Origin of the sequence: Legionella jamestowniensis, from assembly GCF_001467745.1 — a bacterium.
In the GTDB taxonomy this organism is placed as follows: domain Bacteria; phylum Pseudomonadota; class Gammaproteobacteria; order Legionellales; family Legionellaceae; genus Tatlockia; species Tatlockia jamestowniensis.
In genome coordinates this window covers 1,411,073-1,430,191 of the sequence record NZ_LNYG01000013.1, presented here as the reverse complement: position 1 = coordinate 1,430,191, position 19,119 = coordinate 1,411,073, and the positions used below count along the sequence as shown (strand labels likewise).

The following is a 19,119-nucleotide window of genomic DNA, read 5'->3' as shown; positions in this document are numbered from 1 at the left end:
ATCCATCCTTAACGATTCATCATATATTGAGCGGTATCCAGCATACGGTTAGAGAAACCCCACTCATTATCATACCAAGCGACGACTTTCACTAAATTACCGAGCACCTTTGTTTGCGTGGTATCAAATACGGCTGAAGCGGGATAATGGTTAAAATCACAAGAAACCAGCGGTTCATCACTAATGTGCAAAATATTATTTTTTGCCTGACGCATAATATTGTTTACTTCCTCAGCAGTTGTTTCACGCTTGGCAGTAAAAGTTAAATCCACGACAGAAACATTTAAGGTAGGTACGCGCATTGCAAAGCCATCCAACTTCCCCGCTAACTCAGGAAGAACCAGACCAACGGCAACTGCTGCGCCCGTTTTGGTAGGAATAATGGATTGAGTTGCAGAGCGGGCACGACGTAAATCACTGTGGCTACCATCAAGGAGCATCTGATCTTTGGTATAGGCATGTACGGTATTCACCAAACCGTGTTCTATCCCCAGTGTTTCATGCAGAGGCTTAACGACGGGAGCCAGGCAATTTGTCGTGCAAGACGCGTTGGAAACAATGACATCCGTCGCCTGTAACGTTTGATGATTAACGCCATAGACAATCGTTGCATCAGCGTTTTTACCAGGTGCTGAAATCAAGACTTTTTTAGCGCCAGCATGAATGTGTTTCATGGCAGCATCACGCTGCGTAAAATGGCCAGTACATTCAAACACCAGGTCCACTTCCAATTCTTTCCAGGGCAACGCATTAGGATCACGTTCGGCAATCACACGAATAGCATCCCCATCAATCACTAAATTATTGCCCTCCACTTGCACCTGACTGGAAAAACGCCCATGGGTGGAATCATAGCGGGTCAAATGCGCGGTAGTTTCAATACCCGCCAAATCATTAATGGCTACAATCTTAAATTCATCCTGGCGCTTATACTCATAAATGGCACGCAAAATACAGCGGCCAATGCGGCCATAACCATTTATTGCGACTCGTATTGTCATACTACTCTCCGAAAATTACCGTGATTCGTCCACGCGAATCTGTTTTAAAATAATGTGTTTAAGGCAGAAATTACTTGCTCTTCAGTAATACCTAGGTATTCAAAAGCATCTTTTGCTGGTGCAGATACACCAAAGCGCCTAAGGCCAACAACTTTACCATCCAAACCAACAAATCGATACCAATAATCAGCAGCTGCTGCTTCAATAGCAACACGCCTGCGCACCGCCTTGGGTAATACATGCTCCTGATAAGCATCCTCTTGTGCAATAAAGCGTTCACAACATGGCATGGATACCACTCGAATCTTTTTACCCAATGCCTGCATCTGCTGCGCTGCGGCTACGGCTAATTGCACTTCCGAACCTGTCGCTAATAAAATTGCATCGGGGGTACCCTGGCAATCTTGAAGAATGTAGCCGCCACGCTTTATTAATTCCGCATGCGCTTTGTCATGGGGAAGGGCTGGTAAATTCTGGCGTGATAACAATAAGGCGGAAGGGCCATTATGATGTTCAAGCGCTTGTTGCCAGGCAACAGCTGTTTCCATTAAATCGGCAGGCCGCCAAACCAATAAATTTGGCGTCATACGCAACATCGCTGCGTGTTCAATGGGTTGATGGGTGGGGCCATCTTCGCCTAAACCAATTGAATCATGGGTTAACACGTAGATAACGCGTTGCTGCATCAAAGCGCTGAGACGGATTGCATTGCGTGCATAGTCGGCAAAAACTAAAAAAGTGCCGCCATAGGGTATGATGCCGCCATGCAGTGCCAGGCCATTCATAATGGCAGCCATCGCAAATTCCCGTACGCCATAAAACAGGTAGTTTCCTGAAAAATCGCTCGCAGTAATTGCCTTACTTCCTGACCAATCCGTATTATTTGAACCCGTCAAATCCGCCGAACCACCCAACATCTCTGGCAATAATTTAGCAAACTGCTCAATACATTGTTGGGAACTTTTACGTGTGGCTTGCGATTTATCATGAAGTCGGCATTGTTCAATAAAAGCCCCTGTGCTTTTATCCCAGTTGTCGGGTAAATCACCATTAATCTGGCGCAAAAATTCATGATACTCATTTTCATGTTGTTGCTGGTAAGCATGACAACTGGCTAACCAACGTGCTTCGTCATGTTGGCCTTGTTCTTCATGATTCCATTTGGCATATAATGAATCCGGTACAACAAAGGGGGGATGCGCCCAATTAAAGATTTCGCGCACTTTGGCCACACCCTCTGCACCTAATGGGGCACCATGGCATTTTTCACTGCCTGCAAGGGGCGAACCGTAGCCAATTATTGTTTTGCAAATAATGAGACTTGGCTTTTTTGTTTCTTGTCGAGCCTGTTCAATAGCATGCTCAACGGCTTGTGCATCATGGCCATCAATAGGGCCAATCACCTGCCAGTTGTATCCCTTAAAGCGAGTCGCTGTATCATCTGTAAACCAGGATTCCACCTTGCCATCAATAGAAATGCCATTGTCATCATAAAAAACAATTAATTTGCCAAGCCCTAATGTGCCTGCCAAAGAGCACGCCTCATGGGAAATACCTTCCATCAGGCAACCATCACCAACAAAGGTATAGGTATAGTGATTAATCAATTCTAGACCGGGACGATTAAATCGCGTAGCTAACACTTTCTCGGCAATAGCCATACCCACTGAATTAGCCAGCCCTTGCCCTAATGGTCCTGTCGTTGTTTCCACCCCTGGGGTATCGTGCTCCGGATGGCCGGGTGTTTTTGAATTTAACTGACGAAAGCGCTTTAATTCTTCCAGGCTCAAGTTATAACCTGTTAAATGGAGTAAGGAGTAAAGCAGCATCGATCCATGACCGTTTGACAAAACAAAGCGATCACGATTAAACCATTTCGGATTTTTAGGGTTATGTTTTAAAAATTTTGTCCACAGTACCGTAGCAATTTCGGCCATTCCCAAAGGCATGCCAGGGTGTCCGGATTGTGCCTGTTCAACAGCGTCGATACTTAAAAAGCGAATGGCATTGGCTAAATCGTTAGTAAGGCTCATGCGTACTCTTATGCAATTTCATTTGGGCGTCTATTGTCGCTCAGAAGGCATTAATCAGCAAGTTAGTGTACTACTTAGTGTACTATTAATACACAAAAAAAGAAGGCCAGCCGCAAAAAATATGCAAATTTTACTTTTTGTCTATTTTTTGGGATTATTGCTCCTTTATTAAATTGACTTCCAGGGATGTATGACGGCGGTACTGCGTAGATTACAGTCTCACATTGGCTATACTATTACAGAGAAGGTCGGACAGGAATTGCCACAGTGGGAATTCAGTCATTTTTTAGCGAAGCAAGATACAAGTTATTTTGAGCCGTTCGTTCGTCACCACCCTGTTTTAAATTTCGAATACAGTGTTTTTTGTACCAAGCTTGCTCATGATATTTTTGCCCTCGAGCGGGATCCCACGCCCCATTTAACAAACGAAATTCTCGTAGAGAAGATAGCAACAGCTTTAATCCTCTCAGAGTTGTTAGCGCATCTCTATCGACATTATTTGACGGTACCACGAGAGGTGGCGCGTTTAGAAGCGGAGCAAGCGATTTATCGCAATTGGCTCAACAACCGCTATTTTAGGTTCCCGCAGCCTACCAGGCCCACCACGAAGACAGCTGGATTTTTTGCCCAAAAAATCAGGGAGAAAACAGCCGAGGTTAATTGGCTGAGGTTATTTGCTACCAGAACGCGGCGGGTATTTGCTACTGCAATACTCATCCCTATGGTTAAGGATTTAAATTATTTTTATCACTTTATAAGCGTTGCTGATCAGTATGCCCGCCCAGCTATCGCTTATTTTTCCTGGTTATTTTACATTCCACGGTTAACTGTCAATATAGCGCTGCTGTTAAAACATCTCATTCCGGGAAAGTGGATGAACGAGGAAGAAAAGAAATTATCGTTTATGGCCCGTTTGCAAGCTCAATTACAACGACGCTGGTTTGAATTGGGGAATGATAGTATCTGGTTTGCCGGGAGCCTTTTGAACTGTTTTGTATTCACCGGGACTTTAGCGCCTTTTGGAATGTACTTAGCCATTTCACTTGCTCTTTTCGATGCACTTTGGGTCGGGCTTCGTGCCTTTATTGAGTTAAGACGATTAAAAGAATTGGAGTTTTTTTATCGGAAAAAAGAAGCTGAACTAACCGGCGGCGAGCATGCAGCAGAGTTAGAAGAATTAAAGGAATATCAACAACAGTTGCAGCAATATATTGATTTTGAATGGCAACGGTTACTACTCAATGTGACCAGTGTAACCTGCTTATTTTTTGCAATGTGCTTGGCCATACCTCTGATTACCAACCCTGTCATTCCTTTTATTGGTGCCTCGCTCGTTATTACCATCACTCTACTAACCTACATCAAAGTTCAGTTGTTAGAAAAAGAACGGCCAGTCAATCCAATTATGAAATTGGCCGAACCACAGTATGCTGATTTATTAAAAGATAAAGGATTTTTCAAGGCGAGGAACCTTGCCCCATCCAGCCAAACCCTACAGGAAGAGGCGACGGTAGAAGACCTTTTTTCCCCCATTGTTACAACGAATAATGAACTAACCTGTTGATGGAGCCTTTGCTGATTCAATGCTATGCTATGGCCTTTGTCGCATTTGGAGCTTAAATCAATGACTTTACCTTCTTTTACCAACATTGATCTCAGCAATTTTGTAGGGCGGTTAGATAATCTGCTGCAAACAAATTTAGAGCAAATTGATGCAATCCTTAATCATACGACCGAGTATACCTGGGATAATTTAATGTATCCCTTGGAGGAAATGGATGACAAACTTGAACGCTTTTGGTCTCCTTTATCCCATTTACACGCGGTAATGAATTCAAAACCCTTACGAGAATGTTATCAGGCTTGCTTGCCTAAACTATCTGCTTATGATGCCGCAATTGGCCATAATCATGCCCTCTATGATGCAATCAACTCTATCAATAAGGAAAAACTTGATAGCGCCCAGCAAAAAATTATCGAGGATACGTTGCGTGATTTTGAATTATCGGGAGTTGCACTCTCAAAAGAAAAGAAAGAACGTTTTGAAACGATTCAGACACGTTTATCAGCCTTATCCAACCAATTTGAAAACAATGTGCTTGATGCTACACAAGCGTTTAGTATCCATATTACGGATGAAAAACGCCTAAGCGGCTTACCCGACCATGCTATTCATACAGCCCATGAATTGGCTGTCGAAAAAAAATTGGACGGATGGGTTTTTAATCTGGAATTTCCCTGTTATCTGGCCATTGTCAGTTATGCCGATGATCGTGCCTTGCGTGAGGAAATGTATCATGCTTACGTGACTAGAGCTTCCGACAAAGGCCCTTCTGCTGGAAAATTTGATAATTCAGAAGTGATGCAAGAGATACTTACCCTGCGCCACGAAAAAGCACAGCTATTGGGATTTGATAATTTTGCAGAGTTATCACTTGCCACTAAAATGGCAGAGTCTCCAACACAGGTACGCGACTTTCTTAATGACTTAGCGGCAAAAGCCTATCCTCAGGCCAAAGAAGAATTTGCCAAGTTACAAGAATTTGCTGAAAAAAACTATTCGATTAAAGAACTGGCACCCTGGGATATTGCTTATTTTTCCGAGAAGAAAAGACAAGCGCTTTATGCGATTTCGCAAGAAGAATTACGTCCTTATTTTCCCCAAGATAAAGTATTGTCAGGTTTATTTGCCATTGTGAGAAAACTTTATGGCATGAGTTTTGATGAAGTTAACCATGCTGATATTTGGCATCCTGATGTCAAATGTTACCGTATTTCGGATGAGAACCAGCAAGTTCGTGGTTATGTTTATGCCGATTTATTTGCACGACCTCACAAGCGCGGTGGTGCCTGGATGGATTCCTGCCAGACTAGACGGCAACTTGCAGATGAGAGCTTCCAAGTACCCATCGCCACACTAACCTGTAATTTTGCCAAACCCTCTGCCAACAAAAAGGCAACCTTGTCCCATGACGAAGTGCTCACCTTATTTCATGAATTTGGACACTGCTTACACCATATTCTAACTCGCGTTAATTATTTAAGTGCCTCTGGAATTAATGGCGTGGAATGGGATGCGGTCGAGTTGCCCAGTCAGTTTTTTGAAAACTGGTGTTGGGAAGAGGATGCCTTGAAGTTGCTGGCAGAACATGTGGATACCAAAGAACCTCTACCCAAAGCGTTATTTGACAAATTATTAGCGGCTAAAAATTTTCAGTCAGCGATGGCCATGATGCGGCAATTGGAATTTTCCCTGTTTGATTTCCGCATTCATGAAGAATTTGATGCGTCCCATAAAGAGTTTGTGGCTAAGGTGTTAGCCGAAGTCCGTCAACAAACAACCGTTATCCCACTGGTGGATTACAATCGCTTTCAACATAGCTTTTCCCATATTTTTGGTGGCGGCTATGCCGCTGGCTATTATAGCTATAAATGGGCAGAAGTCCTTTCCAGCGATGCCTTTGCACGTTTTGAAGAGGAAGGCATTTTTAATGAACAAACAGGACGGGATTTCTTGCATACTATCCTGGAGGTAGGTGGTTCTAAAAAAGCAGCCGAGGCGTTTGAAGCATTTCGTGGCCGAGCAGCTACAGTGGATGCTTTGTTGCGGCATAATGATATCGCTCGCTAAATCAGGGCATAGCATCTATGCCCTTTAACCCCAGGATTGAAATGCCCTTTTTTGCAAAGTGGTTTGCTTTATTTTGTCTTTCTTTTGCATTTGTAAATCTTTCTTTTGCATTAACTGATTCGACTGCTTCCCAACCGCTTGTCTATCCTCCAATTTTCGGTAAAGAAAAACTGCCCTTAGTTGATATAAAACAATCAGAGCTGCCAGCACCTTTTAATTTTTTATTAACCCAGCCGTTAATGACTTTAGGATTGGAAAAGTATTATCAACGTAACGGCCAAATTAAAGTGATTCATGCACAAAAGAATGCCAAGAAGAACACTTATTCTCGCGCCATTCTGATGGTGATGGATAACAATAAAAAACGGAATGACGTGTCTGTCGCCCAGGCAAGAAATGAAACCATCACGGTTGAATTCGCATTGATTACCATGAATTTTAATGCCCTGCCCGATCCTGTTATTAAGGCGGTGCTACATAGCAATACCCCTTTTGGCAAGTTGCTCGCTTTACATAAAATCAAAACGACAACCAGCAATAGAGCTTATTTTAAACTCCCTTGCACGGCACCATTAGCAACCTTAATACGTTGCAAGTTAAACAGTTCGCTTTATGGGCGGTTAAATACCTTGAATCATTCTGGGAATGGCCAATGGCTGGCTCATGTCCTGGAAATTCTACCCGCGATACGATGTACTCAGACCACCTGTCAACCTGCATAACGGATTTATCAAAGGATTGAAAAAATTTTATTCATTCCCATATTGATCATTGTGACTTGTGTTATACTATAAGTTGTACAAAGGGGGCGACCTGGCTTCGACGCGGGTTGCGAAACCTGAGGAGCATGCCGAGAAGGAGCACTCTCGTAAATCAGTCTCAATAAATATAAATGCAAACGATGAAAACTTTGCAGGTGAAGCTATCGCTGCGTAAGCTTTGATAGTGTAACCGCACCGTGCGCTGCCATAAAACCAGCGCCCCGTTGACCGAGCTCGCTTATCGGTATCGAATCAACGGTCATAGAAGATAAGCTCGCATCTTGGCCCGTCCCGAGTTAAGGTGTTAAATTAAGGGAATCGCCGTGTTCAATCCTGCCTGTCGGAGTGACCACGGTTAACTTAAAAGACAAGGCTACGCATGTAGAACCGATGGCAGAGGATTTGCGGACGCGGGTTCGATTCCCGCCGCCTCCACCAATTATTAAAACCATTCCCGCCCACCAAAGACCATCATAAACCCTTGTAGCTCAAGTTATCAAACCTTCTTCACACATAGGTACAAGTTGCTTCGTCTTTAAAGCACGCGCGTTTCTATTAAGAATAGTCGCCATTTGATCGGCAGAATACGAGTGATGTTGGCATAATTTCAAAATGACGGGCTTTATCTGACGAGACTTTGGAGTCAATCGATCAATTCCTCTCGCAAATCATCAGGTAAGTGACTACTATTTGCATTGAGGTCATTACCATTTGCCATGAGGTTATCTCATCTCTATTTTGATGCTCAGAAGGATAATAGCTCATCAGCAAATGGGTTGGTTTATAATAAGTATTGCGTCCACTTCCACCTTTTCCATCAAATGGTATTGTTGCCAAAGGCGACCAAGTACTTTACTTGCTGCCACAGAGTCTAAGCACAGAGTCTAGGGGTCAGATCTTGCTTTTTGCCTCAATAGCGAGCTAGGGATTTCATTTTTGATAATTATTTCGATTGTATTGATTTCCTTCAAAAGGAATTAAGTAAGTCCTGGTTTAGCGATGGCAAGACCCTTTCATTTATTGCAGTTTGTTGCATAGATGAATTACTTTTAAGTGGAGAAGAACCTAATTGACCAGGATGCGTTTTTCGAACACTGAGAGATTAATCTGAATTTGAGTTGATTATTCGATAATTAACAGCGCTTTGTAACAGTATTTCACGGTGGTAAGTTGTAGCACGCTTGAAATTTTAAAATGGGTAATATTACCTATCGTTACCTGTTAAACTTCCATTTATACTTTTGCCACAAATTTCCCCCTATTTTTTCAATTCATGGCTAACTTTATTGTTCAATTAGAAAATGCCCTGCAAGACGAGCAGTTATTGCAGAAATTCATCCTAGATATTCAGCAGAAAAAACTTTGGTTTCCCAAACTAAACCAAGCGCATAATTTTTCACTGAACCTTTTATCTAATTGGTTACAACACGCTAAAGTTTCAAAGGAGCTACTATCTACGCTTTGTAGCAGTTGGCAAAATGATATTCTTGCACAAATGCAAGAGGCATCTAGCGATGAAAATGCTACTTATCCGTCTTATCTTGCCAACCAAATTTACATTCTATTGACGCCTTATTGTTATCCTTTTATGACTAGTAACCCGACATTACTCAATCCAGAGTCATCGGTTGCTAACTCTACTCCGCCAATAAATTCAAACCGAAAAAGAAAGCCTATTGATGATCAAAAGAATAGAAGAAATAAAAAAAGCAAATTATCCCCAGAACTGTTACAGACTATTGACGCGGCAGAGTTATCGAAAACTATTAAAGATAAATTGATTCAGTTTGGTATAAAACCTGATTTTTTCTTAACTGAATCCACCAATTTAAACCAGTTAGGGTATAGTGAAAAGCAAATTCGTTGCATTTTATTAAATCATTCCAGTTTAAAAACCGTTCAACATCTAAAAAATTGGCATAAAGAATTAATTGCTACATTTAATCATGAACAACTTACTCAAATTATTAAACGAGGCGGTGTCAGTAATCTTGAAGGGGTTAAACACCATTACCAGGATTTAATTAAACTTGGTTTTACGACTGCACAGATAGCAAAAATGGCCAGCGCTCATGGAGGTCCTTACACACTCAAAGCTGTGATAGATAAATATAAGCAATTAAGTAATCAGCTGGACCATAATACTATTGTAAAACTTGTGAGTAAGGATGGTGGATCTTGGGGTGTAGCAGTCGCAATTACGAGTCCATTTACAAAAGTCCAATCACATTTTACTAAAAAGCAACTACAAACAATCAATAGCCATCCTAACGGGAAAAAGAATTGTGAAACACTTGTTGAAAACTATGCTGAATTCAAACAGTTAGGCCTTAATGAAGAAGAAATGTTAAAGGTAGTCAATCATCAAAGTGGAGAACTTAACACTCAAATTTTTTTGCTGATTTTTACTTCCTTCATCAAGTTAGGTTTTACCAAAGATCAAATTATTATGATGGTCAATCATGATGGCGGTTTTCGTAATCTTTTGGAGGTGAACGAAAACATTCAGACATTAATTGAAAATTATCAATTGTCTATTGATGAAATAGTAAAATTAGCTAGTCATAATGGAGGCAATTATAATCTTGTCGCCTATATTGAACAGTCTACTTTCTTAAGTAAACTCGGTTTTACTAAAAATCAAATTATTACTATAGCTAGTCAAAACTGCGGAGCAAGAAATCTGGCATGGCTTGCCCAAGATCATGAAACATTTATCGAAAATTTGGTTTATCCTTCGAGGAAATTGTTAACCTTCTCAAAATAGCGATTTAAATCTGCGTTCACACTATGAAAACCTACTGCAAGACATTCATGAATTGCACTCGCCAGTTTTGGTTAACGAAAGGGTACAAGAATTAGCACAAACTCATCATCAAGCGTATTCTTCATTTGTTTTTTTCAACCAGCCAAGAGAAGCGTTTGAGTCGAACGAAAATCAAGATAGCTATAATAATGAACTAAAAAGCTAGATAAATTAATTCTTATGCGTATATAATTTTCCTAGTAATTTGCGAATTAAAGTGATCATCATGCTTTGGGAGCACGTTGTTGAAACAATTTTTAAAGGATGCACAACTTAGTTTAACTGAGAGGCCTGTTATTCTTATTGCAAATGCTTTATTAGGTGGTTTCAATGGCCTCGTATACACACTCATCGCCTCTGATGTCGTTAATTTTTTAAACAGTAGTGAAATAGAAGAATTTATTAAAGACCAAGCAGGGCAATTTAATTGTACGGTAGAAGATGATTATTCTATCTATTTTTCTGAAATTTGTTGTGAGTCTCCAATCTCCAAGAAAGCCCTAATATTAGCAGCTAAAATTTATGAGAACTCTACTTTATATCCTTCACCCCTTAGTGCCTGGTCGATTGCAAGAAATGTTTGTATTGGTTCTCTGATAGGGTTCGCTTTAGGTGTGGACAAAGCAAAGCAACTCGGGCTGAGTAATAATCCCAATCGATTTAATTTTTCTTCTCACCCACATAACTATACCTCTTCCGAAGAATTAACTCCCACACGAATAAGGCCTTAGTCCTATTCGTGTTATTTTGTAGTAAGCCCATAATTTATTTTTAACACCGTAATTCAGTGTCATGTTTTTTTAGAATTACCTGGTTGCAAGCAACCGAATCTTATACACATCTCTGAAAACGCATTCCAACTCTAATTTCCGACGTCCCGCAGCTTGTCCGTGGGATCCAAGATGCTGTGCGCTAAAACACTTGACCCCGCGGACAAAGCCGCGGGGCGTCGGCAGAGAGATGTGATCAAGAGACAGTTGCAAGCAACCAGGCTACGCTTACAATCCAAATGAGTAAATCAAGATCTTCGTATATCGGGAACTAACAGATTGTCCAAGTAGTATTTTTATAATCCTTATGTTGCATTCAAGAGCTAATTGAATTAATATTGCGCAATATTATTGTTGAACAAGGCCTTAGACTATGTTTTTAAAAAAATTTCCCGAAAATTCCCTTATTAAAAAAATTAAAATTAGTGGTCCCTTTATTAGCGTTTATGTCCCTCAAACAGAATTAAAAAATTTTAAAAATAAATATGGAAAGCTATTAGGCCAATATTCAATTTTATCGATTGGCCAAGGATTAATGCACGATTTTGCCCATTACACTCACAACAAACATTTGTCGTTCCTTACTGCAAAAAAATCAAGTCAAACGGAAAATAAGCATTTCCATTTCATTTTACCAGCAACGGTCACTGAATCTAACTTAATAACTTTTTTAAATTTTTTTGACGATGAAGATTTAAGTAAAGAACAAAAACGCCAACTTGTAAAAGAATTTAAGGACCATTCTGATACAGTGACCCTAGAAATATTACTAGAGCAAATTAAAGCTTACAACTATATCATATCCGCGCTATTACACGAGGATCATTACCTTCCAAAATTGATGCCATTATTTACCGAGTTCGTTAACAACTTGATGCCTTTTTTGAACGGTAACCCAGATGAGCCTGTTGATATCTCTCCATCGATTAACATTAAGGTGGGAAACCAGCAAATATCCGCTCGCGATGCCTACAATAATTTTACCGCTCTCTTAACCCATATAGGATTTTTATCCTCTTTCCAAGAGATTATTGAACAATTAAAAAAAGGTGGAAAAGAAGCAGCTATACCTGAGATAAAAGAGAAATTAAATGAACTCTTCAAATCAGCATCGACAACCCCATTCCCCAATTTTAGTGCATCCCCTTACCTATTCAATGAATTAGTAGCACACTTTCCTTTTTTAGATGGGAGTTTCAACGATCTATATGGGATGCTTCACCAAGAATTTACAAGTCTGTTGGAAACTGATGAACTTGTTTTTACCCCTCCAATAATTAATCGTTTCCCCGAAGATATTTCCTATAGTCAAGCGATACTTTTTTTAAGCAAACAGGGAAATGTTGGCCTAAAAATTATGGATACTATGGCTCGCTTACAAGAAGGAAAAAAGAGTACGAATCCCTATTGGATGAATAGTGCTACAAAACTTCAGGGTATAATCGACGCCGTATTAAAGATTAAAAATAATGGGGATGATTTGAAAGTACTGATGCAAAATCCCGAGTCCGAGATTTACTTGGCACTCAATAAGCAACGACTTTTACCCTTAACCTTCTTAGGTAGTTTTGCGATTAATAAATCGAAATCAATCATGAAAGTTGAAGATGAAATTTCCAATTTATCAACTATTGATTTTATGGGGTCAATGTAGAAAGGGATGTTTCGAATCAACTCATTTAATATTACCGATGGCGTTACACGCCTATGACAATTCTGATTCATGGTAACTTTAATTCATGGGAGTTTGCAATTTAACTGGAGGCTATATTGCAAACTCAAAGCGTTTTAAATCGCCTGAATTGTTCTAAACTTGTAGGATAGACTTGAATCTTTCCAAAAATGTTCTATCCCGCTTCATCAATGCGAATATTTATAAACTGCCAAGGGTCCTTTTGATCAGTATTATTTGAATTGTCCCTATCCTGTAAAGGAGTCCAATCTGTATAATAACCCCCGACTTGACCAAGATAAGGGTTGGCTATATTCAAGATATACTCATGGTCCATGTCTTCAGGTTCTGTAATCCCACGCTCTGGATTGTTAATAGCCCAAGCCATACCCGCTAAAACCCCGGCGGCAACTTGTAAGCTTGTCGCATTATTGTGATCCACTAATTTTCTAGCTTCTTGGATGGTTAGATAAGAGCCATACCAATAAGCGCCTTTTTTATTGCCCATTAATAAGACCCCAAGCTCATCGTAGCCATCAACTATATCTTTCAAAAGAATACGCTTTTCCTTTTGAGTAATGTAATTTCTTTGCACGAGCTCTTTTAAAGATAAAATAGCATCAGGACAGAGATGATAAGCATAATGAACTGTTGGCCTGTAATAGACTTTACCGTCTTGGTGTAGCGTTAGATACTCTGCAAGGGATATAGACTCAGTGTGGGTAATTAAAAAACCGTTAATGGGACCCGAGTGGGGGGTCCAGGTACGGACTTGGGTCTCTGCTCCTGGTCGGCTAAGGTATATGCCACAATTCGATCCAAATGTGTGATGATTCGCATCAGGGGGCCAATGGCCCTCATGACTTCCCCAACCTAGCTCTGCAGGCCGAACCGCTTCAGAAATTAAAGCATCTACTGACCATGTATTTATAAACTCATTCTCTTTTTTAGGTTGAGAAGAAATTTGCGTATCACGTTCAGAAATATGTATGGTTTTTATGCCAAGATCGTGGGCCAATTGCGCCCATTCCACGGCTTTTTGTGGAAGAGCACAATCCAAATGATTATCGTTTGCCATGTTCCATAGGGCTTGTTTAAGGAAATGGGATACTAACCCAGGGTTGGCGCCATGCCTTAATACTGCGGTAGGCCCTTGTTTTTCAAGTTGCAAGGTAGCATCACGCAACGCGTAATTAGAAAGCAGTTGGCTATTATCGCTATACCGTTCTTCCCAGCATTCAGCGGCTGCATCCAAATACAACAGTTTATTGAATTGGCAATATTTTATTAAATCAATACTGGACACTCCCACGGATAAGTTTAACAAAAAATCACCAGGTTTAAGAATAGAGGATAACAGTTCTTGGTAGTTATTTTCTGTAACAGCCATTTCTTTGACTGAAACACCATACTCTTTTGCCACATCAGCACCAAAACTATGTTTGGCCAGAATGTGAATTTGCGAGGGCTTTAATTTAAAATATTGGAACAAAAGAGGTAAAATTGCTTGGCCAATACTGCCGAATCCAAGAATTAGAATTTTATTTTTATAAACTGTTTGAGTGACCGATTTAGCCATAATTACCCTTGAAATAGAAGCTCTATTGATAATTACTTAAAGTATAAATATTACTAACACTCCAGAGTTTTATCGGTTTAAACTGAACTCCCTCACCTTAGTATAGTTCACAAAAATAATAAGATCGTGAGCTGCAATAATTCAGCGTGTGGCCAATGCGTTTATTGCTTTAGTTTTCTATACTATATTTGATGAAACAAGCAACTAGCAGTCTAAAGATTTACAGTTTAAATTTATCCAGAATAACTTCATTGCATTCAATAAAAAGGGATTTAATAAATGAAACGTTATGAAATGTATATTGATGGAAAATTTACTTCAGCCCAAAACGGGGCAACTCGCGATATTATTGATCCCGGTAATGGTAAGTTGATTGCAACAGTCCCCGAAAGTAGCAAAGAAGATGTGGTGATTGCGATAAAGGCGGCACGAAAGGCTTTTGATGAAGGGGAGTGGAGAAAAGTATCGGCGCTTGATAGAAGTAAATTATTGTTTAAAGTTGCAGATTTGATTCGTGCCAATGCAAAAATGTTAGCAGAGCTTGAGACACGAAACTGTGGAAAACCGTTGGCAGAAGCAGAATTTGATGTGACCGATGCAGCCAATTGTTTTGAATTTTACGCCGGCCTCGCTACTAAAATTCATGGCGAAACGATGTCGGTTCCAGCAAACTCCTTTAGTTATGTGGTCCGTGAGCCCATCGGTGTGTGCGGACAAATTATTCCCTGGAATTTCCCACTTCTTATGGCAGCCTGGAAACTTGCTCCAGCACTTGCAGCAGGAAATACCGTCATCTTAAAACCTTCAGAACTGACACCAATAACGGCGCTTGAGTTATTCAAACTGATCGATCAATGCGGGTTTCCTGCAGGTGTAGTGAATCTCGTTACTGGTCCTGGTGTAGAAGTAGGTGAAGAATTATCAACTAATTCGATGGTGGATAAAGTTGCATTTACGGGTGGTACCGTTACCGGGAAAAAAATAATGCAAGCCGCAACGGGAAATTTGAAACGAATATCATTAGAGCTGGGAGGCAAAAACCCAAATATTGTCTTTGCAGACTGTGATTTGGAAATGGCCATTGATGGCGCCCTTTTTGGCGCTTTTGCCAATCAAGGCGAAGTATGTTCTGCTGGTTCGCGTTTGATCGTTGAGCGTTCTATTCACCAAAAAATAGTGAAAGGAATGTTGGAAAAAATTCCAAACATCAAGCTAGGCCATGGTTTAGACAAGGACGTGAAAATGGGTCCACTGGTTTCACGCACCCACCTCGAAAAAGTAGAGCATTACATCAAGATAGGGATAGATGAAGGTGCAAAATTGATCTGTGGCGGGAAACGCCCCACCGGTGAAGCGCTTGAAAAAGGGTATTTTTTTGAACCCACTATTTTTGATGAAGTAAACCCCACCATGCGAATCGCTCGAGAAGAAATTTTTGGCCCAGTACTCACAGTCATCCCTTTTGACACGGAAGAAGAAGCCATTCAAATTGCAAACGATACGGAGTACGGATTAGCAGCAGCTGTGTGGACTAAAGATCTTACCCGTGCCCATCGTGTAACCTCTCAAATCCGTGCCGGCATTCTGTGGGTAAACCACTACCACCCAACACATAATGAAATGCCTTGGGGCGGATACAAACAAAGTGGATCGGGTCGTGAGTTAGGTTTATATGGAATCGAAAGCTATCTTGAAATCAAGCAAGTGAATATTAATCTAGATGATGCACCAATTGGGTGGTACTAATGGATCAAATTACTATTAAAACACCAATACCGGGACCCAAATCAAAAAAATTGATGGAGGAGCGTTATAAACATGTTGCGCGAGGTCCATTTCACACTACCCCCATCTTTGTGGAACGAGCAAAGGGGTCCTTTATAGAGGATGTCGATGGAAATGTATTTTTGGATTTCTCCTCTGGAATTGGCGTGGTAAATACAGGGCACTGTCCCCATGCGATAATCAATGCAATTCATGCTCAAGCTGAAAAATTCCTTCATACCAGTTTTAATATCCTTCCTTATGAAGGCTATATCAGAGTGTGTGAAAAATTAAATTATCATACCCCTGGGGATTTTGAAAAAAAATCAATCTTATTGAATTCAGGCGCTGAGGCTGTAGAAAATGCGATTAAAATTGCTCGTGCCTATACAGGAAAGCAAGCCGTAATTTGTTTTGATCATGCTTACCATGGTCGCACCTACATGGCTATGGCACTGACAGCAAAGAATAAACCTTACAAGCATGGATTTGGCCCATTCCTCTCAGAAGTTCATCGTGCTCCCCTACCGTATGAGTATCGTTGGCAGGGAAAAAATTGTGTGGAAGAGTGTTTCAATGATTTTTCTGAACTGGTTAATTTTCGCGTGGGCATTGAAAATACCGCTGCAGTGATTTTAGAACCCGTGTTAGGGGAAGGAGGATTTATACCCTTCCCAATCCCCTTTTTACAAAAACTTCGTGTGTTTTGTACGGCAAACAACATTGTTTTGATTGCGGATGAAATTCAATCTGGTTTTGGACGTACTGGAAATCTATTTGCGATGAAGGCCATGGGAGTGGATCCTGACCTTACTGCATCAGCAAAAGGGCTTGGTGGTGGAACAGTCATCGCGGCTGTAACAGGGAAAGCGGAAATGATGGATGCTGCAATGGTGGGTGGGTTGGGCGGAACCTTTGGAGGAAACCCCTTGAGTTGTGCAGCAGCGCTTGAAGTATTCAAAATCTTTGAAGAAGGAGAGCTTTTGAAAAATGTCGCTACCCTTTCGAAAGTACTGCACGCCAAGCTTTCTAGATTTAAAGAAAAATATAAAATAGTGGGTGATTTTCGTGGTTTGGGTGTTATGCAGGCGATAGAACTGGTGAACGATAAAAGCACGAAGATACCCAATAAAGAAGCGGCGGATAAATTAACAAGATTTTGTTTAGAGCATGGACTGGTCATTCTTAGCTGCGGAGGGTATGGAAATGTAATACGTCTCCTCATGCCCCTTTCTACTGACGTAAACGATTTGGAAATTGGACTTTCTATCATTGAGGAGGGCCTCAATGAGTTATCTATTTGCTAGCGAGGAGCAAAAGCAATTAAAATAGTAACAAGCCGCTTTTATTATGTCTTTTTTAATTTTTGGTTATTCATGTGAAATCCATATGTGTTTATCTGGGAGCAAAATCTGGTAGCTCTGAGCGCTTTAAAGATGTAGTCATCCAGCTGGGAAGCCAAATGGGTCGTTCTAATATCCGCTTGATTTATGGGGGCTCTAGTTTAGGTTTGATGGGGCTACTGGCAACCCGTGTAATGGATTTAGGAGGACAGGTTACAGGAATAATACCTGAGAGTCTTATAACCCAGGAAAAGCCCTTAGCCTCATTGGACGAACTCATTATCACAAAAACCATGCAAGAAAGAAAAATACTAATGCAACAAAAAGCAGATGCATTTATTGTGATGCCAGGGGGCTTAGGTACTTTAGAAGAAGCCTTTGATACATGGAATGCTATTAAAATAGAGGTTTTAAACAAACCTATTGGCTTCTTAAATATTGATGGTTATTTTGATGATTTATTTTCTTTCATATCCCATGCGGAAAAACACGGTTTTGTTTCTAAAGCACAAGCGCAAATCCCTAAAGTCAATGCTTGTCCCACATTTTTGATATCTGAACTGTTAACATGCCATTTATTTGAACCAGCGTAGATCCTGTCTTTAATCAATGTATTTGAATCAGAACACTTTAAAAGCAATTTTACCATAGCAAATAGTTTAGTCGTTTGCCCCTTATAATAAATGCGTTCAAAAATTAGTTTAAGTCGCAGCAAGCAACCAAATATTCTTCTTCATGTTGATCATTTTTGAGTTAAATGTTAATATTTTGATCATTTAGATCATTAATAGATACTTAATGAAAAGAGGCAGACAAACGCAAAGCAATGGTACATCAATTTCGGAAGCTTGTTTTAACGATTTACTCAAACACAATTTAATTTCAGAAGAAATTTGGATGCCCAAGGAAAAAGGGAATCAAGCTGGTGTCATTCTCATTGATAAAAGCTTTAGAAAAACCTTTGTAAAACGCTATGACCCACATGATTACAATAATAATGAGTTAACTGATTTTATTATTTTTAAACTGGCAAAAAAATGTGGGGTACGGACTCCGGAAGTGAGACTTGTTTTTACGAGCGACTATGCCTATTTGTTGTCGACAGATATGAATTACTCAAAAAAGACGGGTAAAAGCTATAGTTATCAAGATATTGATAACTTGTCGCATAGTGATTTTGACCTATATACCATTCATCAAGGCTTTTTTAAAAAAAGAGAAGCGATTTTTCGTGTCGATCAGCTAGCAACAGCAGGATTATTAATTCTAAGTGTGGTTCTAAATTTAACTGATCTTAGTGATGCCAATTTAGGAATAGTCTTAAGTGAAACCACAAATCAAAAGAAAGCGAAAATTGCTTTAATGGACTTCAATTGCACAGATAAATCAATTCTGCAGGGGGAGCAAAATACATCATTTAAGCAATTTATTCTTGAAAAAATAAGTTCTAAAAATCGCTATTTGTTTGCTATGGGCGAAACACTTAGCGACTGCGATTATTATGCCGCTTTCGAGAAAATCTCCGCTAATTTTATACCCTCTCTGGACAAGTCAGCAGAGGTGATTGTCGCATCAAAGAATGAAATAAAACAAAAAGAGGCGCATTCTTTCCTCACCCTTTGGCAAAAAAACTTCACTTGTTTATCGGATTTTATTCATCTTTGTAATCAATCAAATCCTGTTAATATTTAGTCCTAGCAAGTAGCCCGGCTGCAAGCAACGGGCTACTGTTTAAAATCATAGATGGCAGCAAGTGCCT

The 19,119-nt window shown here is 40.2% G+C and carries 13 protein-coding genes and 1 other RNA gene; 11 read left to right on the top strand and 3 right to left on the bottom strand.

Going from position 1 to position 19,119, the window contains the following annotated elements; genetic code table 11:
• Positions 1–8: 8 nt before the first annotated feature.
• Both gap and tkt read right to left on the bottom strand, forming a co-directional pair.
• Positions 9–1,001, bottom strand: a complete 993-nt coding sequence (gene gap, locus Ljam_RS10595) for a type I glyceraldehyde-3-phosphate dehydrogenase (RefSeq protein WP_058449994.1) — start codon at positions 999–1,001, stop codon at positions 9–11.
• 44 nt (positions 1,002–1,045) lie between these two features.
• The gene (gene tkt / locus Ljam_RS10590) at positions 1,046–3,034 is read right to left on the bottom strand and encodes a transketolase (protein WP_058449993.1); all 1,989 of its coding nucleotides are present in this window, start codon (positions 3,032–3,034) and stop codon (positions 1,046–1,048) included.
• Positions 3,035–3,224: 190 nt separating this feature from the next.
• On the opposite strand from tkt, the gene Ljam_RS10585 reads away from it, so the two are divergent.
• From Ljam_RS10585 to Ljam_RS10560, 7 genes are all read left to right on the top strand, one after another.
• Positions 3,225–4,598 carry a hypothetical protein gene (locus tag Ljam_RS10585; protein ID WP_058449992.1) on the top strand — a complete coding sequence of 458 codons (1,374 nt, stop codon included), beginning with the start codon at positions 3,225–3,227 and terminating at the stop codon, positions 4,596–4,598.
• 60 nt (positions 4,599–4,658) lie between these two features.
• Positions 4,659–6,665: a M3 family metallopeptidase gene (locus Ljam_RS10580; protein WP_162262922.1), complete on the top strand. Its 2,007-nt coding sequence runs from the start codon at positions 4,659–4,661 to the stop codon at positions 6,663–6,665.
• A 41-nt stretch (positions 6,666–6,706) separates the two neighbouring features.
• A complete protein-coding gene (locus Ljam_RS10575; protein ID WP_238583718.1) occupies positions 6,707–7,387 on the top strand; it encodes a hypothetical protein in 681 nt (226 codons plus the stop codon).
• Between the two features lie 82 nt (positions 7,388–7,469).
• Positions 7,470–7,864: a transfer-messenger RNA gene (gene ssrA / locus Ljam_RS14795) on the top strand.
• An 835-nt stretch (positions 7,865–8,699) separates the two neighbouring features.
• The gene (locus tag Ljam_RS10570) at positions 8,700–10,193 is read left to right on the top strand and encodes a TAL effector repeat-containing protein (protein WP_058449990.1); all 1,494 of its coding nucleotides are present in this window, start codon (positions 8,700–8,702) and stop codon (positions 10,191–10,193) included.
• Between the two features lie 284 nt (positions 10,194–10,477).
• Positions 10,478–10,963 (top strand): hypothetical protein, encoded by a 486-nt coding sequence (locus Ljam_RS10565; RefSeq protein ID WP_058449989.1) that lies wholly within the window; start codon positions 10,478–10,480, stop codon positions 10,961–10,963.
• Between the two features lie 412 nt (positions 10,964–11,375).
• Positions 11,376–12,656 (top strand): hypothetical protein, encoded by a 1,281-nt coding sequence (locus tag Ljam_RS10560; RefSeq protein ID WP_058449988.1) that lies wholly within the window; start codon positions 11,376–11,378, stop codon positions 12,654–12,656.
• Between the two features lie 193 nt (positions 12,657–12,849).
• Here the strand turns inward: Ljam_RS10560 and Ljam_RS10555 are convergent, their stop codons facing one another.
• Positions 12,850–14,253, bottom strand: coding sequence for a saccharopine dehydrogenase C-terminal domain-containing protein (locus tag Ljam_RS10555; RefSeq protein WP_058449987.1), 1,404 nt, complete (start codon positions 14,251–14,253; stop codon positions 12,850–12,852).
• Between the two features lie 279 nt (positions 14,254–14,532).
• Between Ljam_RS10555 and Ljam_RS10550 the strand changes: the two genes are divergently transcribed.
• The 4 genes from Ljam_RS10550 (at position 14,533) to Ljam_RS10535 (ending at position 19,052) form a co-directional block, all read left to right on the top strand.
• Positions 14,533–15,999 carry an aldehyde dehydrogenase family protein gene (locus Ljam_RS10550; protein ID WP_058449986.1) on the top strand — a complete coding sequence of 489 codons (1,467 nt, stop codon included), beginning with the start codon at positions 14,533–14,535 and terminating at the stop codon, positions 15,997–15,999.
• Positions 15,999–17,324 carry an aspartate aminotransferase family protein gene (locus tag Ljam_RS10545; protein WP_058449985.1) on the top strand — a complete coding sequence of 442 codons (1,326 nt, stop codon included), beginning with the start codon at positions 15,999–16,001 and terminating at the stop codon, positions 17,322–17,324. Before Ljam_RS10550 ends, Ljam_RS10545 begins: the two co-directional genes overlap by 1 nt.
• Positions 17,325–17,395: 71 nt before the next feature.
• The gene (locus tag Ljam_RS10540) at positions 17,396–17,953 is read left to right on the top strand and encodes an LOG family protein (protein ID WP_065235538.1); all 558 of its coding nucleotides are present in this window, start codon (positions 17,396–17,398) and stop codon (positions 17,951–17,953) included.
• A gap of 205 nt (positions 17,954–18,158) precedes the next feature.
• Positions 18,159–19,052 carry a hypothetical protein gene (locus tag Ljam_RS10535; RefSeq protein ID WP_058449983.1) on the top strand — a complete coding sequence of 298 codons (894 nt, stop codon included), beginning with the start codon at positions 18,159–18,161 and terminating at the stop codon, positions 19,050–19,052.
• The last annotated feature ends 67 nt before the right edge of the window (positions 19,053–19,119 follow it).

Bases quoted from the DNA above. Each gene is read 5' to 3' on its own strand.
- Ljam_RS10535 (WP_058449983.1), top strand. From the start codon at position 18,159: ATGAAAAGAGGCAGACAAACGCAAAGCAATGGTACATCAATTTCGGAA.
- Ljam_RS10560 (WP_058449988.1), top strand. From the start codon at position 11,376: ATGTTTTTAAAAAAATTTCCCGAAAATTCCCTTATTAAAAAAATTAAA.
- Ljam_RS10570 (WP_058449990.1), top strand. From the start codon at position 8,700: ATGGCTAACTTTATTGTTCAATTAGAAAATGCCCTGCAAGACGAGCAG.
- Ljam_RS10550 (WP_058449986.1), top strand. From the start codon at position 14,533: ATGAAACGTTATGAAATGTATATTGATGGAAAATTTACTTCAGCCCAA.
- Ljam_RS10555 (WP_058449987.1), bottom strand. From the start codon at position 14,253: ATGGCTAAATCGGTCACTCAAACAGTTTATAAAAATAAAATTCTAATT.
- gap (WP_058449994.1), bottom strand. From the start codon at position 1,001: ATGACAATACGAGTCGCAATAAATGGTTATGGCCGCATTGGCCGCTGT.
- Ljam_RS10585 (WP_058449992.1), top strand. From the start codon at position 3,225: ATGACGGCGGTACTGCGTAGATTACAGTCTCACATTGGCTATACTATT.
- tkt (WP_058449993.1), bottom strand. From the start codon at position 3,034: ATGAGCCTTACTAACGATTTAGCCAATGCCATTCGCTTTTTAAGTATC.
- Ljam_RS10545 (WP_058449985.1), top strand. From the start codon at position 15,999: ATGGATCAAATTACTATTAAAACACCAATACCGGGACCCAAATCAAAA.
- Ljam_RS10580 (WP_162262922.1), top strand. From the start codon at position 4,659: ATGACTTTACCTTCTTTTACCAACATTGATCTCAGCAATTTTGTAGGG.
- Ljam_RS10575 (WP_238583718.1), top strand. From the start codon at position 6,707: ATGCCCTTTTTTGCAAAGTGGTTTGCTTTATTTTGTCTTTCTTTTGCA.